Annotated in this window: 16 protein-coding genes; 5 read left to right on the top strand and 11 right to left on the bottom strand. The window is 58.4% G+C overall.

What is annotated here, in order from left to right; genetic code table 11:
• Window positions 1-7: 7 nt before the first annotated feature.
• From era to rpoE, 11 genes are all read right to left on the bottom strand, one after another.
• On the bottom strand, window positions 8-925 hold the full coding sequence (gene era / locus MSNKSG1_RS01330; RefSeq protein WP_008937430.1) for a GTPase Era: 918 nt from the start codon (window positions 923-925) through the stop codon (window positions 8-10).
• Window positions 925-1,614 carry a ribonuclease III gene (gene rnc, locus MSNKSG1_RS01325; protein WP_008937429.1) on the bottom strand — a complete coding sequence of 230 codons (690 nt, stop codon included), beginning with the start codon at window positions 1,612-1,614 and terminating at the stop codon, window positions 925-927. Before rnc ends, era begins: the two co-directional genes overlap by 1 nt.
• A complete protein-coding gene (locus MSNKSG1_RS01320; protein WP_008937428.1) occupies window positions 1,611-2,000 on the bottom strand; it encodes a DUF4845 domain-containing protein in 390 nt (129 codons plus the stop codon). The genes rnc and MSNKSG1_RS01320 overlap by 4 nt, the downstream gene beginning before the upstream one ends.
• A 27-nt stretch (window positions 2,001-2,027) precedes the next feature.
• Window positions 2,028-2,843: a signal peptidase I gene (lepB, locus tag MSNKSG1_RS01315; protein ID WP_008937427.1), complete on the bottom strand. Its 816-nt coding sequence runs from the start codon at window positions 2,841-2,843 to the stop codon at window positions 2,028-2,030.
• A 14-nt stretch (window positions 2,844-2,857) separates the two neighbouring features.
• On the bottom strand, window positions 2,858-4,660 hold the full coding sequence (lepA, locus tag MSNKSG1_RS01310) for a translation elongation factor 4 (protein WP_008937426.1): 1,803 nt from the start codon (window positions 4,658-4,660) through the stop codon (window positions 2,858-2,860).
• A 105-nt stretch (window positions 4,661-4,765) separates the two neighbouring features.
• Complete coding sequence (locus MSNKSG1_RS19625; RefSeq protein WP_008937425.1) at window positions 4,766-7,492, bottom strand: bifunctional diguanylate cyclase/phosphodiesterase; 2,727 nt, start codon at window positions 7,490-7,492, stop codon at window positions 4,766-4,768.
• Between the two features lie 122 nt (window positions 7,493-7,614).
• Window positions 7,615-9,027 (bottom strand): DegQ family serine endoprotease, encoded by a 1,413-nt coding sequence (locus MSNKSG1_RS01300; RefSeq protein ID WP_040886539.1) that lies wholly within the window; start codon window positions 9,025-9,027, stop codon window positions 7,615-7,617.
• A gap of 148 nt (window positions 9,028-9,175) precedes the next feature.
• A complete protein-coding gene (locus MSNKSG1_RS01295; RefSeq protein WP_008937423.1) occupies window positions 9,176-9,625 on the bottom strand; it encodes a SoxR reducing system RseC family protein in 450 nt (149 codons plus the stop codon).
• Window positions 9,622-10,644: a MucB/RseB C-terminal domain-containing protein gene (locus MSNKSG1_RS01290; RefSeq protein ID WP_008937422.1), complete on the bottom strand. Its 1,023-nt coding sequence runs from the start codon at window positions 10,642-10,644 to the stop codon at window positions 9,622-9,624. Before MSNKSG1_RS01290 ends, MSNKSG1_RS01295 begins: the two co-directional genes overlap by 4 nt.
• 20 nt (window positions 10,645-10,664) lie before the next feature.
• The gene (locus tag MSNKSG1_RS01285; RefSeq protein ID WP_008937421.1) at window positions 10,665-11,210 is read right to left on the bottom strand and encodes a sigma-E factor negative regulatory protein; all 546 of its coding nucleotides are present in this window, start codon (window positions 11,208-11,210) and stop codon (window positions 10,665-10,667) included.
• Between the two features lie 11 nt (window positions 11,211-11,221).
• Complete coding sequence (gene rpoE / locus MSNKSG1_RS01280) at window positions 11,222-11,911, bottom strand: RNA polymerase sigma factor RpoE (protein ID WP_008937420.1); 690 nt, start codon at window positions 11,909-11,911, stop codon at window positions 11,222-11,224.
• A gap of 133 nt (window positions 11,912-12,044) precedes the next feature.
• On the opposite strand from rpoE, the gene nadB reads away from it, so the two are divergent.
• The 5 genes from nadB (at window position 12,045) to MSNKSG1_RS01255 (ending at window position 16,340) form a co-directional block, all read left to right on the top strand.
• Entirely contained in the window at window positions 12,045-13,652 is a 1,608-nt protein-coding gene (gene nadB / locus MSNKSG1_RS01275; RefSeq protein WP_201764933.1) for an L-aspartate oxidase, read from the top strand.
• A 33-nt stretch (window positions 13,653-13,685) separates the two neighbouring features.
• Window positions 13,686-13,958 carry an FAD assembly factor SdhE gene (locus MSNKSG1_RS01270; protein ID WP_008937418.1) on the top strand — a complete coding sequence of 91 codons (273 nt, stop codon included), beginning with the start codon at window positions 13,686-13,688 and terminating at the stop codon, window positions 13,956-13,958.
• Entirely contained in the window at window positions 13,942-14,421 is a 480-nt protein-coding gene (locus MSNKSG1_RS01265; protein WP_008937417.1) for a hypothetical protein, read from the top strand. The genes MSNKSG1_RS01270 and MSNKSG1_RS01265 overlap by 17 nt, the downstream gene beginning before the upstream one ends.
• Entirely contained in the window at window positions 14,418-15,398 is a 981-nt protein-coding gene (ygfZ, locus tag MSNKSG1_RS01260; RefSeq protein ID WP_040886515.1) for a CAF17-like 4Fe-4S cluster assembly/insertion protein YgfZ, read from the top strand. Before MSNKSG1_RS01265 ends, ygfZ begins: the two co-directional genes overlap by 4 nt.
• Window positions 15,399-15,506: 108 nt before the next feature.
• Window positions 15,507-16,340: an HDOD domain-containing protein gene (locus MSNKSG1_RS01255; RefSeq protein WP_008937415.1), complete on the top strand. Its 834-nt coding sequence runs from the start codon at window positions 15,507-15,509 to the stop codon at window positions 16,338-16,340.

Below are 16,340 nucleotides of genomic sequence, written 5' to 3'. Positions count from 1 at the left end.
TCGAGCCTCAGAAATCACTCATACCAAGGCTCTTGAGCGCTCGATCACTATCGGCCCAACCCCGTTTGACCTTGACCCAGAGCTTGAGCATGACCTTGCTACCGAACAGGCGCTCCATATCGGTCCGGGCCTCCTGGCCTATCCGACGCATACGCTCGCCCTTGTCGCCGATGATGATTTTTTTCTGGCCTTCCCTTTCAACCAGTATCAGCGCCGAGATGTGCAGGGTCTTGCCTTCCTGCTTGAACTCCTCGATCTCAACCGCGACAGAATATGGCAACTCTGCGCCCAGTTGTCGGGTGATCTTTTCCCGGACAATTTCGGATGCCATGAACCGCTCGCTGCGATCGGTGATCTGATCGTCCGGATAAAAGTGAACGCTCTGCGGCAGATAACGACCGACGGCCTGTTCCAGCGGTTCCAGATTGGTTTCCCGGAGTGCCGACAGGGGAATGATCTCGGCAAAGTCCCGCTTCTTCGAGAGCATGTCGAGATGCGGCAGAAGCGCATCCCGGTTCTCGATCTTGTCGACCTTGTTGACGGCCAGAATCACCGGACATTTCAGGCGGGACAGCTTTTCCAGGACGAGCTCATCGGCGGTGGTCCAAGCCATCTGGTCGACCACGAAAACCACCACATCGACATCAATCAGCGCCGAAGACGCCGCCTTGTTCATATAGCGATTCAGCGCCCGTGGCTCATCCTCGTGCATTCCCGGCGTATCCACATAGATCGCCTGAACCGGACCTTCGGTCTTGATGCCCAGAACCTGATGGCGGGTTGTCTGCGGCTTCCTCGAGGTAATGCTGAGCTTCTGACCAAGGATGTGGTTGAGCAACGTCGACTTGCCCACGTTCGGGCGGCCGACAATCGCAACGAAGCCGCATCGACTGTCCGGGTTTTCCGGGCGGGTAATGTCATTCATCAGGAATTCTCCACACCCAGTTCCTTGAGCGCATTGCGTGCCGCCTGCTGTTCGGCGATACGACGACTGCTTCCGGTACCGGTGGTCTTGCGATCCAGGGACGGTAACGCGCAGGAAACGTGGAATGTTTGATTGTGGGCCTCACCGTCCACGGAAATCACATCGTAGCGCGGCAGGGGAAATTGTCGGGACTGAAGGTATTCCTGAAGCCGGGTTTTCGGATCCTTCTGGGTATCCTGCAAATCCAGGTTCTTCAGACGTTGTTCAAACCAGCGCAAGACCTGAGCCCGGCAGGTGTGGAAATCACTGTCGAGATAGATGGCACCAATGATCGACTCCACGGCATCGGCCAGAATCGACTCTCTGCGGAAGCCGCCGCTTTTGAGTTCACCCGATCCCAGACGCAGGTAGCGCCCGAGGTCGAACTCCCGTCCGATCTCCGCCAGCGTCACCCCTTTGACCATACGGGCCCTCAGTCGGCTGAGCTGGCCTTCCCGTGCTTTCTCGAAGTTCAGGTAGAGGTACTCGGCAATCACCATGTTGACGATGGAGTCTCCCAGAAACTCAAGTCGCTCGTTATTCTGGTTGCCGAAACTCCGGTGGGTCAGTGCCAGCAGCAGGCGCTCCGGTGATTTGAACTGGTAACCGATACGCCGCTGTAATTGATCCAGATCGGGTTGAGAACTCACTTGCCCTTCATCTCGTATTCGTGTTTGAAGTGGACCACGGTATCCACGTTGCTGAATATGTTGTTCCGGACTTCGTAATCGACCTTGATAACGACAAACTCTCCATTCTTCTCAACCGAGATCTGTTTGGCGTCGAATCCCCGGATACTGTTCACGCTCAGGCGCTTGTTGATCAGGGTTCTGACCTGTGCCGGCCCCATGTTCGACAGGCCCTCGGTACCGTCAAGGCTCTCCAGCGCCTCCTGAATGGTCAGATCGTCCAGATACACCGGACCAAGCTTGATCACCAGGGTCAAAAGGCTGCCAAAGAACAGCACCATCACCAGAGCCGTGATCGCCGAGGCACCGCCCTGACGCCCCATTGCGGAGAGATTGTTTTTCGTCATTGTCATTTCACTCCAGGATAGTCCGAGTTACTCGATGCCGCCCACACGATCAAAGGATGGCAGCGTGGTGATTGATTTCCAGTGCATCCAGATGGCAAAGGCCTTACCGACAATCATGTCTTCCGGGACGAATCCCCAGTAACGACTGTCATTACTGTTGTCACGGTTATCGCCCATCATGAAATACTGGCCTTCGGGAACCGTCCACTCACCCTCACCCCGGTCACCGGTCCATCCCAGGCTATGGAAGATATCGTGTTCGACACCGTCAAGGTCCTCCCGCAACAGCTCCACCGGCGGTAACCTCGCCACGGAGGTGTGCTCGATCTTTTTGCCGTTGATGTACAACTGCTTGTCCTTGTACCGGATATGATCACCCGGAAGACCGATCACCCGCTTGATGTAGTTGGTCTCGCCATCTTTGGGATAATGAAAGACCATGATATCGCCGCGCTGGGGCTCACCCACCGGGATGATCTTGGTGCCGATAACCGGCAAACGAAGGCCGTACGCGTATTTGTTGACCAGGATGAAGTCACCCACCTCCAGAGTCGGCAACATGGAGCCTGATGGAATCTGGAAAGGCTCCACCAGGAACGAGCGCAGCACCAACACGATCAGCAATACCGGGAAAAAGGAGCGGCTGAGATCAACCAAGTAGGGTTCTTTCGGTTCCTCTACCTCCTCGGCGCCCGCCGTATCTGCAGACACATTGGCAGCCTGGCCACTGTCCGCCTTTGCCGCTGCCAGTCGACGCTCCCGGAGGAACAGCCTGTCCGCCAGCCATATCAGACCCGTCGCAAAGGTCAGAACTACCAGAACCAGGGGAAAATCAATATCCATCCGGAAGCCTTCTGTTATTTATCAACTTGTAACACGGCAAGAAACGCTTCCTGAGGCACTTCGACATTTCCGAGCTGCTTCATGCGCTTTTTACCTTCCTTCTGCTTCTGCAGGAGTTTTTTCTTACGGCTGACATCGCCGCCGTAACATTTTGCAGTGACGTTCTTGCGAAGCGCCTTCACGGTGACCCGGGCCACAACCTGGTTACCAATCGCGGCCTGAATCGCGATATCGAACATTTGCCGGGGAATCAGCTCTTTCATCTTGTCGATCAGCTGGCGACCCTTGTAGTGCGCCTGCTCTTTGTGAACGATCAGAGCCAGGGCATCGACCCTGTCACCATTGATCAACACGTCCAGCCGTACCAGGTTCGCCGACTGGAAACGCACGAAATGATAATCCAGAGACGCAAAACCGCGGCTCGCGGACTTGATCCGATCGAAGAAATCCATCACCACTTCGGCCATCGGCAACTCGTAGGTGAGCTGAACCTGGGTGGACATGAAGTGCATGTTTTTCTGGACACCGCGCTTCTCTTCGCACAGGGCAATCACGTTACCGAGGTGTTCCTGTGGGACCAGAATGTTCGCTTCCACAATGGGCTCGCGCATCTCCTCGATGGACCCAATATCCGGAAGCCTCGACGGATTGTCCACCGACAGGGTCTCACCCTGTTTGGTAACCACCTCGTAGATTACCGTGGGTGCCGTGGTGATCAGGTCCAGGTCGTACTCGCGCTCCAGACGCTCCTGGATGATCTCCATATGCAACATGCCCAGGAAACCGCACCGGAAACCGAAACCAAGGGCGTCGGAATTCTCCGGTTCAAAGAACAGCGACGCATCGTTGAGCGTCAGCTTCTCCAGGGCATCCCGGAAATCATCGTAGTCATCGGCGCTCACCGGGAACAGGCCGGCATAGACCTGCGGCTTCACTTTCTTGAACCCCGGCAGCATCGGCGTCTGTTCGGCGAATTTCTGGTGCACAATGGTGTCGCCCACCGGTGCGCCATGGATATCCTTGATACCGGCCACCACAAACCCGACATCACCCGACTCGAGAACGTCGGTGTCTTTCGGCTTGGGGTTGAAGATCCCGACCTTGTCAGCGTTCCATACCTTGCCGGTCGACTTCATGACGATCTTGTCACCTTTGCGGAGCGTTCCTTCCATCACTCGCACCAGCGATACCACGCCAAGATAGTTGTCGAACCAGGAATCGATGATCAGCGCCTGCAGCGGGGCACTGCGGTCTCCCTTGGGCGGCGGAATCTTGCGGATCAGATCCTCGAGAACATCCTCGACCCCCATACCGCTCTTGGCGCTGCAGCGGACGGCATCCGAGGCCTCGATCCCGATGATGTCCTCGATTTCCGCCGCTACCCGATCGGGCTCCGCCTGCGGCAGGTCCATCTTGTTCAGGACTGGAACCACCTCCAGCCCCTGTTCGATGGCGGTGTAGCAGTTGGCAACCGACTGGGCTTCAACGCCCTGCCCGGCATCAACCACCAGGAGAGCGCCCTCGCAGGCATACAGGGAGCGCGACACTTCGTAGGAAAAATCGACGTGACCGGGAGTGTCGATGAAGTTCAGTTTGTAAATCTCACCATCCCGGGCCTGGTAGTTGAGCGTGACGCTCTGGGCCTTGATAGTAATCCCGCGTTCCCGCTCCAGGTCCATGGAATCCAGGACCTGCTCGGCCATCTCCCGATCGGTGAGTCCACCGCAGAGCTGAATGAATCGATCTGCCAGCGTGGATTTACCATGGTCGATGTGGGCAATAATGGAAAAGTTACGGATTCGGCTCAGTTCAGTCACAGACGATGATTACTCATTAATTGACGAAGGATTGAGCCCGGAGGGGCCGCTACCGGGATCCGGGAACGGCGTGATTTTACCGGTTACCGACCGCCATTGCCATGATCAGGACATCAGCGGTCGCTCATACTGACGAATCAGGAAGCCGATCAGCGCATCTTCATCCAATGGGTAGCTGAACAGATTGCCCTGACACTGGGCACAACCGGCGGATTTCAGGAAATGGAGCTGCTGGGGAGTTTCGACCCCTTCCGCCACCACGGTCAGGTGAAGTTTCCGGGCCAGGGCAATCACCGCGGAGGCCACGTCGGTAGCGCTGACGTTGTAGGGAATGTCCCGGATAAAGCCGTGGTCGATCTTGATGACGTCCAGCGGCAATTGTTGCAAAGCCACCAGAGAACAGGCGCCGGTCCCGAAGTCATCGAGAATCAGACAGACACCGAGATCATTCAGGGAGACCAGAAGCTCCCGGAGCATCCTGGGATCCTCGTTCAGGAGTTCGGCCGGCATTTCCAGTTCGAGCCGTTCCGGAGAGACACCGGTTTCGGTAATTACCTGCCGGATCATATCCAGGAATCCCGGATCGGTCAGCTGCCGAACCGACAGGTTCACGGCCATTTTCAGGGATTCAAAGCCTGCCCGCTCGAGGGCCTGGACCTGAATACAGGCCTGCCGCAGAGCCACCTCGCCAAGGCGCACAATCAGACCGGTTTCTTCGGCAAGTCCAATAAACTGTTGGGCAGAGACCAGGCCCTTTTCGGGATGGTGCCATCTCAGGAACGCCTCAACCCCAATCACCCGCTCGGTGGAGAGATCGATCTTGGGCTGATAGTGCAGGACAAACCGGTCATCGGCCAACGCAGTGGACAGTTCTTCCTGCTGCAACAGGCGACGGGCGGCCTTGATATTCATGGCCGGCGTGAAGAACTGGTAGGTGTTTCTGCCCACTTCCTTGGCCCGATACATGGCAAGGTCGGCATATTTCATGAGGGCGCCGGCGTCTTCGCTGTCGTGAGGCACCATGGTGATGCCGATGCTGACCGTCACACCCACCTCATGATCGTTCAGCCGGATTCTCTGGCAAAGACGATTCAAGATGGTTTCCGCAACCTTGCCGGCGGCATCGGGCCCACTGATTCTCGACAGCAGGACCACGAATTCATCGCCACCAAGCCGGGCAACCGAATCCTCTTCGCGCACACACCCCTCCAGCCACTGGGCAACCTGTTTCAACAGGGCGTCTCCGGCATCGTGCCCCAGGGTATCGTTGATCCGCTTGAAGCCGTCGAGGTCCAGGAACATCAGCGCCGCCGATTCGCCACTGCGACGGGCCCGACGCACAACGTGATTGAGACGGTCACGGAACAACTGGCGGTTGGCCAGACCGGTCAACGGATCATAGAAGGCAAGACGATGCAGTTCAGACTGGGCCGCCTTGAGCTGGGTCAGGTCCCGAAGACTGAGCACAACTCCGTTTACGCCCGGAACCGACAACATGGCGGTGAAGGTGCCCTCCATATCCCGCCACCGACCCTCGGCGTCCCGAATGCGGGCACGAATCATGGGCAACTGCTTGCCGGGCGAGCGAACCGCATCCCTGAATCCCCGTTCGAGGGCCGGCCAGTCGTCGCCGTGCACCAATTGCTGGAAGTCGAGCTGAGACACCTTGTCAGGGTCAAACCCGAGAATGTCGTAGCTTGAGGGACTCGCGTAAAGCGCCTTGCCTGCCCGGTTCATCACCAGCGTTACGTTGGCGGCACCCTCCGTGATGGCCCGGTAATGGCCAGCAGTAACCTGCGCCATCAGACGGGATCGGATCATGGCAAGTACAAACAGGAACAACAGCACACTGACCAGCAGACCGCTGCCCAGAACAATGGGCGGCCTTGGATCGGACGCGAGATAGTCAAAAGCCGGAGTGGACCGGGTTTGGAGCAGCCAGTCACGACCGCCGTGACTGATGGTCTGGCTCATGGCGAAACTGAAATCATTGTCCAGCGATCCCAGGTTCGAGCCGTACATCAGGTTGTCCCGGTTCACAGCGCCTTCATCGTAGATGCGGACATCCAGAAACGGCGCTATAAGCCCCACAATTCCGTCAATCAGGTTGTTCATCCGGAACGCGCTGAACACGTACCCGGCGAGCATCATCCTTCGCTCCGCGCGGATTTCCGGCACCACTCCGCCCTGATAGACGGGGTAGTACATCAGGAAGCTGGCCTGATCCTCGTCCACCTCTTCCTGAACCAGCACGACCTTGCCGGTGACCGTAGGCACGGCCTCATCCCTGGCGTGTTCCATGGCACGGCGGTGCACCGGATCACTGAAAGCATCATAGCCCAGCGCCCGTCGATTGCGGTCGGTACCGGGTTCCAGGTAGACGATGGGGTAATAGTAAGGCCCGACACCCAGCGGATTGACCAGATAGTTGTGAATGCCCTCGGCCCGGACCGAGGCGATGTGATCCGCCATTTGCCGGACACCGATCCGCTTGACGAACCCGATACCCTGAATACCCGGGTAGTAACGATTGATGTCCACCTTGTCGACATACTGCCGCCATTCATCCCGGGATACCTCGCCAGCGACAGAGAACAGGCCGGCACTGCCCGCCAGGACCTGCTCGTAGTTGAGCAGCCGTTCCTCAATTGCGGTTTTCAGTTGCAGGGATTGTGAGCGGAAGCGGGCTTCGGTGCGGTCGTCCACCAGGCGAATCGACACCTGCCAGAGAATCAGGGTGGCGGCCACCGAGACCGCAAAAATCAGCCAGGCAAGCCAGCCGTTGCGAAACTTCAGGAGTTCGCGGAGGGAAAGATCCTTCTTGTCCATCATTCGATTGGGTCCAGTCCGTGGCCGAGTCACTCAGAGTCGGAAAAGTATAGCAAAAGCCCCCTGAGGTGTCTGCGCACCTCAGGGGGCTTTGCTGGAACGGATCCTTCCGTTTCCGGGTCAGATCAGGGCTTGATCACAAGGTAAAGCGCCCGCCCCTGACGGACCACTCGGGCGGAGACAGCCTTGCCTTTCGGCAGGGATGAGACCACGTCCTCGAAGTCCTTCACGGAATTGATTTTCTGACGATTGATCTCGGTAATCACATCCCGGGGACGGATACCGGCGTTGAACGCGGGCCCCCGGCTGATACCGGTTACCACGACCCCGCCTTTGAGCCCGAGCGAATCGGCCATGTCGGAAGGAAGCGGCTCAACAGACAAACCCAGTGGTGCGGACGACGAGCCGTTATTGGTATCCGGCGCGGCCTGGGCCTGATCTTCGTCCTGGGAGGGCAACTGACCAATCGTCACCTCCAGAGTCTTCTCTTCGCCGCCACGGAGAATTTTCAGTTTGGCGGTGTCCCCGACGGGCGTCCGGCCAACCATCGGCGGTAGATCCGAGGAAAACTGGATGTCTTCGCCATCGTAGGAGAGCACGATATCCCCGGACTGCAGACCGGCCTTCTGCGCCGGCGATCCGTCCATCACCTCCGCAACCAGCGCGCCACGCGGACGCTTCAGACCAAACGACTCGGCCAGGTCACGATTGACCTCCTGGATCAGGACGCCCAGCCAGCCACGGGAAACGGTTCCTTTGTCCCGAATCTGGTGAAAGACATTGATGGCATCGTCGATGGGAATCGAGAAAGACACACCCATGAAACCACCGGAACGGGTATAGATCTGGGAATTGATACCCACGACTTCACCGTCCATGTTGAACAGCGGACCACCGGAGTTACCGGGGTTGATAGCAACATCGGTCTGGATAAACGGTACATAGTTTTCCGTCGGCAGGGAGCGACCCAGCGCACTGACAATGCCCGCTGTCACGGTGTGATCAAAGCCGAAGGGCGAACCAATGGCAAAGACCCACTCGCCCACTTTCAGGTCCCTGGACTTACCGATATCGACCACGGGGAGATCGTCTCCGTCATCGATCTTCAGTACGGCGATGTCTGAACGGGGGTCAGTGCCGATCAACTTGGCCGGCAGTTCACGACGATCACTGAGGCGGACCATGATCTCATCAGCGCCCTCCACCACATGGTTATTGGTCAACACATAACCATCGCTGGATACGATAAAGCCCGATCCCATGGATCGACGCGGCTGGGCATGGCCCGGCGCGCCGCCAAAGGGTGACTGGGGACCCTGGAAGAAGCGCTTGAAAAACTCAGGCATCTGATCAAGCTGGCCCTGGTCGAAGGGCATCTGCCCCATACCCGCCTTGCCCTGCTTGGGCTCTGTGGTGGTACTGATGTTGACCACGGCATCGGAATTCTCTTCGACAAGGTCCGTGAAATCCGGAAGGCTGCGGGCCGCAACATTCTGACTCCAGAAAACCACCACCATTACCGATAGCATGAGGAACATCCCGACAACCTTGTCCGGACGGAGCGCCGGCAAAGGACGGGATACCTCGTTCAGTGTTCTCGACATGTTCAACCCCCTGTTTTATTTGAGCTCGTCAATCTAGTCTTCAGGTCGCATGAGGGGTTTTCAACTTACAAAACGGTAGGATTTATAGACAGGTTACAGACGCGATATGATTCACCCGCAACAGCTTCGGCTCATAGGCCTCGCCGCGACGACCCTGCAAAAATCTCGTAGCCAGCAACCCCGCCCCCAGACCCGTTGCGGCACCCAGAATGGCTCCGATATCCTGACCGACAGACAGGTTGTGCCCGGCAATCGTTGCTAACAACATCGTAACCATCGGAACCGCGTAGACCAGGACCGAAGCGCCCAGCAGGGCCGATTCTTCGATTCCGAGAGTCACCTCGTCGCCAACCTTCGCGTTGACGGTGTTGGCGACCAGCACCTGATTTGCCCTGCCCCCTGACATCTGCGCCAGCGCTTTCTGACCACAACCCTTTTGCGCTGAGCACTGCTGGCAGGCACTGGCACTGATGGTCTGCACCCAGGCCCGGTCCCCGTTGAGGGCAATCACTTTTCCGGTTTCGGTAATCATGAGGCCCCCGCCTGGGTGCGGTCCTGCATTCGAACCGATTCCGCGACCCTGCGCGCTGCTTCCGGAGGAATTTCCCCGACAACCGTTACCAGAAACTGTTTGCCGCCCGACATCAGATCATGTGTGTAGACTGTCGTCGCGCCGATCCGGGAGGCGCCCTGAGGCATCTTGAGGTGCCCGGCAGGCTCGACAAATACCGAAAAGGTCGCCAGGCCATCGGAGTATGCAACCGCATGACCCTTGGGCGCCTGGGGAATGGCAGACGCGATGAATCCCGCAGGACGCCAACCCAGTTCCCAGTCGTTCAGCCGGTGCTTCGATTCCGCTCCGACCCGGACGCCACCCGGCCCAAGCTTTCCGGAAATTTCCCGACCCTCGGTGTTGATCTTGAACTCGTCATCGTGAATATCATTCGTGATCTCGAGACTGGTAAACTGGAAATGTTCCAGGACCTGCCCGGACGCCCCCTGAACCTGACTCTTGACCAGCAATCCGGAGCGCTTTTCAAGCCAGAGCTGATAGCTGTACCGGTTATTGTCTTTCGCGGTCAGCGCGATTCGAACCGCATCGTAGCCCGCGACCCGATCCTGTCCCATCATGTGGGCTTCATACCAGCGCCCGACCGGCATGAACTTCCGATTGAACACGTCGGCAAAAGGACCGGAGGGAATCACCTGTTCGAGCCTGAAACGCCCCTGATCCGGCAACACACACACCACATCCGATCCTTTCCGGACAATTTCGCCGGCGCCCCCATCCTGCATCACCAGACGTTCGTCCACGACCCCGTCACGGAACCGGTGAGTAATGCGCATGGAGTGCACCTGATCCCCACGGGCATAGACGAACACCCCCCGATACGACGTGGCATTCAGGGCAGGCCCCAGACGCTCCAGCCACTGCTCGACCTTCCCCGAGGTTTCCGCCAGTGCGGAAACAGGAAGCAGAACCAGCGAAAACAACAGCGCCAGCAGGGCGGCCAGGCGTTTTTTTCTCAGGTCTGGAAACAGGCGTTTCATGCCGACAATGATCCTTGTTTTCAGTAGCCGTGGTCAGCTGCGCTGACGACCCGGGCGTAACCCACCGAGCCCTGTCCGGCACCCACACTGTTATGCTGGGCGTGTTCCAGGAGGTATCGGCTTACCTGCTCCCACTGTTTCTCGTCCAGCCGCTTGAGCGCAACCTCCCGCACCGGTTGTTTGTCGGTGACATCGGACCTGGCCAGCGTTGACGAGGCAGCATCCGTGGATTCCCAACCCGCGCCCGCACCAAATCCGACAACAAGTGCAAGAGCGGTCATGGCAACGGCAGACCATCGCCACCGAATCCGACGACCGGCCGACGAAGTCTCTCCGGCCGACACCCTCTCAGGGCGGCCATCGAGAGCCTCTCGCACACCGGACGTTACATCAACACCCTCCACCGGTGCATGACTGGCATGCATCAGGTCACGCACCTCTTGCCAGCGCTGCCACTGTTCGCGTACACGATCCTGGTCATGATGGGACAGCAACCGCCGAACGGACAGCTCATCCGCTTCATCATCCATCATGGCCGATAATGTTTCTCTCAGACGATCATCCATCGGATGCAACCTCACGTCGTTTCGGTGTGGTTGAGTAATGGCCCGAGGTGCCGGTCAACCGCATCCCGGGCCCGAAAAATGCGGGAACGCACCGTACCGATCGGGCATTCAAGTATTCGGGCAATATCTTCGTAACTCAGGCCATCGTATTCGCGCAGCAAAAATGCCGACCGGAGTTCTTCCGGCAACCCGGCGATCACCCGGGACAGCGCTTCCTGAAGCTGCTCACGCTGAAGCAGCCGCTCCGGTGACGCCGGATCCCGCAGTCGAATCCCGTCGTCGAAGTTCTCCGCCTCGGATATATCGGCGCTGCCTTGCGGCCTGCGACCCCGGGCTTCCAGAAAATTCTTGGCCGTGTTGACCGCAATCCGGTACAGCCAGGTGTAAAACGCGCTGTCACCGCGAAACCGGTCGATGGCCCGATAGGCCTTGACGAAGGTTTCCTGGGTCAGATCCATCACTTCCTGGGAGTCGTAGACGTATCGGCTGATGATAGCGGCCACACGGGACTGGTACTTGATGACCAGCAAATCAAAGGCGGCCCGATCGCCGTTGCGGACCTTGCGAACAAGCTGAAGGTCGGTCTGGCTATCGGGCTGTTCACCATGTGTCTGCGTCTGTTCAGGCGTCATGGACGATTGGCCGGCTTTCCCTGTTTCTTTGGCCACCCGGGTGGCCTGTGCGAGGTTTGATTGAGTCATACCTGCTGTCCGACGTCCTTATTAAACCCGATTATCCGGCGCCCCGAGCGGGCACCACCATCAGGCCAAATAGACAGCGGACGCAAAGTTTAGTTCAATACAGGTCCACATTATGGCCCGCGATATCCACTCAATGCCACAGTCTTACGAATACGACGTTCTCATCATCGGAAGCGGGGCGGCCGGACTGACCGTTGCGTTGAACCTTCCCCCGCACCTCCAGATTTGTGTGATCAGCAAGGCCGACATCAGCAGCGGTGCCACACTGTGGGCACAAGGCGGCATTGCAGCGGTACTCGACGACGACGATTCCATCGAGAACCACATCCAGGACACCCTGTCGGCCGGAGCTGGTCTCTGCCATGAAGATGCGGTGCGTTTTACCGTCGAACACAGCACGGACAGCATCGACTGGCTGATTCGCTCTGGCGTGGACTTCACCCGGGAGGACGACAGTGAACAGTATCACCTCACCCGGGAAGGCGGCCACAGCCACCGCCGGATCATTCATGCGGCCGATGCCACCGGGTATGCGGTGTCCACCACCCTGACCCGGCAGGCGCAGGCACGACCCAACATTCACCTGATGTCGAAACGGGTCGCCGTAGACCTGATCACCAACCGAAAACTGGCACTTCCCGGAAACCGATGCGTCGGTGCCTACATTCTCAACCTCGAAGACAATCACGTAGAGCTCTTCCGGGCCCGCTTCACGGTGATCGCCACTGGCGGTGCGTCCAAGGCCTACCGGTACACCACCAACCCCGATGGGGCATCGGGGGACGGTATCGCCATGGCATGGCGTGCCGGGTGCCGTGTCGCCAACATGGAATTCAACCAGTTCCACCCGACCTGTCTTTATCACCCGCATGCGAAGTCCTTCCTGATCACCGAAGCGGTTCGTGGCGAAGGTGGCCTTCTCAAGTTGCCGGACGGAAGCCGTTTCATGGATCGTTTTGACGATCGGGCGGAGCTGGCTCCCAGGGACATCGTGGCGCGTGCGATCGACCATGAAATGAAGCGGCTGGGCGTCGACCACGTCTATCTCGACATCAGCCACAAGCCGGCGGATTTCGTGCGCCATCATTTCCCGACCATTTACGAGAAATGTCTGGAATACGGTATCGACATCACCCGCGAACCGATACCCGTGGTACCGGCAGCCCACTATACCTGTGGCGGCATCATCAGTGATGACCGGGCCCGGACCGACATCAACCAGCTCTATGCGGTGGGCGAGGCCGCTTTCACGGGATTGCACGGCGCCAACCGGATGGCCAGCAACTCACTGCTTGAATGTCTCGTTTACGGCAGGGCCGCTGCGGCAGACATTACCCGCCGCGAATCGGATATCCCCTTACCTCCCGAAGCACCGGAATGGGACGAAAGTCAGGTCCGGGACTCGGATGAAGACGTCGTTATTTCCCACAACTGGGATGAATTGCGGCACTTCATGTGGGACTATGTCGGCATCGTTCGTACCACCAAGCGGCTGCAGCGGGCCAAACACCGTGTGGACTTGCTGGAACGGGAAATCGGTGAGTTCTACAGCAATTACCGGGTTTCAAACGACTTGCTGGAACTGCGCAACCTGGTAACCGTGTCTGACCTGATCATTTGCTCGGCGCTGCACCGGAAAGAAAGCCGGGGGCTGCATTATACCCTGGACTACCCGGGCCTGATGCACGACGCCCGTGATACCATTCTGGTCCCGACCACGTACCGTACACCATCTCCCTGATACATCTTCTCTGGAACAACTGGCGAATACACTATGTCCTCTACCCCAACCAGCTCCGACGATCCTGACTTCAAGCGCCTTTGGTGGCACAGCCGCCGCGGCATGCTGGAACTCGATGTCCTTCTGGTCCCCTTTGTCGAACAGGTCTACCGGGATCTTGATCCGGAAGACCAGGCGCGGTATCACAAGCTGCTCTCCTGCGAGGATACCGACATGTTCGAGTGGTTCATGCAACGCAGCCGGCCGGACGATCCGGACCTGCAGCAGATCGTCGATATGATCCTGAACCGTGTCCAACCGGATTGAACTCGGCCTTTCTCCCTGCACAACCGTCGGCCTGATCGCCAGCCTGCCCTGGCTGGCGTTCTCCGCCTTCGTCTCGGTCGCGCTCTCCCCGGGGCAGACAATTGCCGGCCTGATTTTCGCCCTGGCAATGACCATCCGGAATTTCCGGCGCCTGGGGCGGACGGCAGGATGTAATGCCATCAAGGGCCTCTGCGTGCGCACCGGGCGGCTTTACGCAATCTTTCAGGATGAGAGCGAGGTTCCCGTAAGGCCCAGCCCGGCCAGCCGGCTGGGTGCCGGACTCACCCTCTTGAAACTCCACCCGGACGGCACCAGATTCAGGGCATATCACGTGATACTGCTGGCCCCCTCACGCTGGTCAAAAGGCAACGTTGTCACGCCTGACCAGTTCCGGAGGCTGCGCCAGTGGCTGCGGCTGGGTAAGCCCTCCGCTCAACCGACAACTGACCTGGAGTTTCCATGACCGACTCTGAGACTGCGGCCTCGGTACACCCCCAAACGGCCTCCCTGCCTCGCCCGGATAGCGGATACTGCCGGCTTACGCATCGAATGCTTGTCCGGATATCCGGCCCCGGCACCGACAAATTCCTTCAGGGTCAATTCAGCCAGAATCTGGACGACGTGACGGCAGAGCACGCTCTCCGTGCGGCAGCGTGCACCCCCAAGGGCCGCACTTACTGCCTGACCCGCCTCGCCAGGGATGGGCAGGATGTTCTGATGGACCTGCCTACAGAGCTCTCCGAGAGCATCCTGACTCAGCTCCGGAAATACCTCATGCTATTTCGCGGCACATCCATGGAGACCGTCGAAGAAGGCGTTGTCTGGGGAATCGTCGGTTCCGGCATTGCGGAAACCATCGCCGGGGCGGACCTTTCCAAACTGCAGGCCGCTGGCGATGCGCTGTCGCTGGACACCGGAATCCTGATCCGCCTTGAGCCGGACGACCGGGCCAACCCGCGATACCAATTCTGGCAACTTTGTCCGGAACAACCGGATTGGGACAATGCGCAGGAGCTTACCCACGCCGACTGGCAAGCCAGCGAGATCGCTGCGGGGATCCCTGAACTGGATGCCAACAGTCAGGAAGCCTATGTTCCCCAAATGCTCAACTGGCAACACCTCGGCGGCATACACTTCAAGAAGGGCTGTTACACCGGCCAGGAAGTCATCGCCAGGATGCATTTTCTGGGGCAGCTCAAGAAAAGCCTGTACCGCGTCACAACAGATCATCCCGTACCCATCGGCGCAGCCATCACTGGCGGCGACCGCAACGCCGGTGAAATCATCAGTCAGGTAGTCTTCGAAAACGGCCAGGCTGAGCAACTGGCCGTCATCCGACACGACGCCACCTCTGGCCCTTTGACGGTCGATGGTCAGGCACTGGAAATCCTGCCTTTGCCTTACTCCGTGCCGGAACGAGAGTCGGCATCTGATACATAAGTTGACAGGCAATTCCCGTGAAATTTGGTATAAAGGGAAGCGAAACCTAATTTCAGGATACTGGCGCCCCCAGGGCTCGCCAGCCAGACAAGCGGATCCAGACAGACCATGTCAAATATTGTCGAAACCATTAAGAATGACCTGATTGGCGCCATCGAAGCAGACAAACTCGTCCTGCCGACACTTCCGGAAGTGGCATTACAGGTGCGTGAAATCGCCGAATCGGAAGATTCCGCCATCGCCGACCTGGTTAAAGTCATCAGCAACGACACCGCCCTGTCGGCCCGTATCATCCGGGTCTGCAACAGCCCCCTGTTCCGCGGCAGTCGAGCCATTGAAAACCTGAACATGGCGGTCAGCCGGCTCGGAATGGCCTACACCAGCAACCTGGCCATGGGCCTGGCCATGGAGCAGATGTTCCAGGCCACATCTGACATGATCGACAAGCGTCTTCGGGCCACCTGGCAAACCAGCACAGAAGTGGCGGGTGTCTGCCACGTTCTGGCCCAGAACTACACCCGGCTCAAGCCGGACCAGGCAACGCTGGCGGGTCTGGTTCACCTGATCGGTGTTCTGCCGATCCTGCGCTATGTCGAGGACCGGGAAATCCAGATCAGCAGCATCATGCTCGACAATGTCATTGACGAACTGCACCCGCGGATCGGTTCGATGATTCTGGAGAAATGGGACTTCCCGAAAGAACTGCAAAACGTGCCACTGGAATACGCCAACTTCCAGCGAGAAGTACCTTCAGCCGACTATGCCGACCTGGTGATGGTGGCAAATCTTCAACTGGTCGCGGGTTCAGATCATCCCTGGACCGAGATGGACTGGAATCAGATTTCCGCCTTCCAGCGACTGGGACTGGACCCCAACGTGGACATGAGCGAAGAGGAAGACCTCAACGCCCAGATGGAAGCCGCGATGGCCCTGCTGCAGTAA

The organism is Marinobacter santoriniensis NKSG1 (assembly GCF_000347775.1).
In the GTDB taxonomy this organism is placed as follows: domain Bacteria; phylum Pseudomonadota; class Gammaproteobacteria; order Pseudomonadales; family Oleiphilaceae; genus Marinobacter; species Marinobacter santoriniensis.
This window is presented reverse-complemented; position numbering and strand designations above follow the sequence as displayed.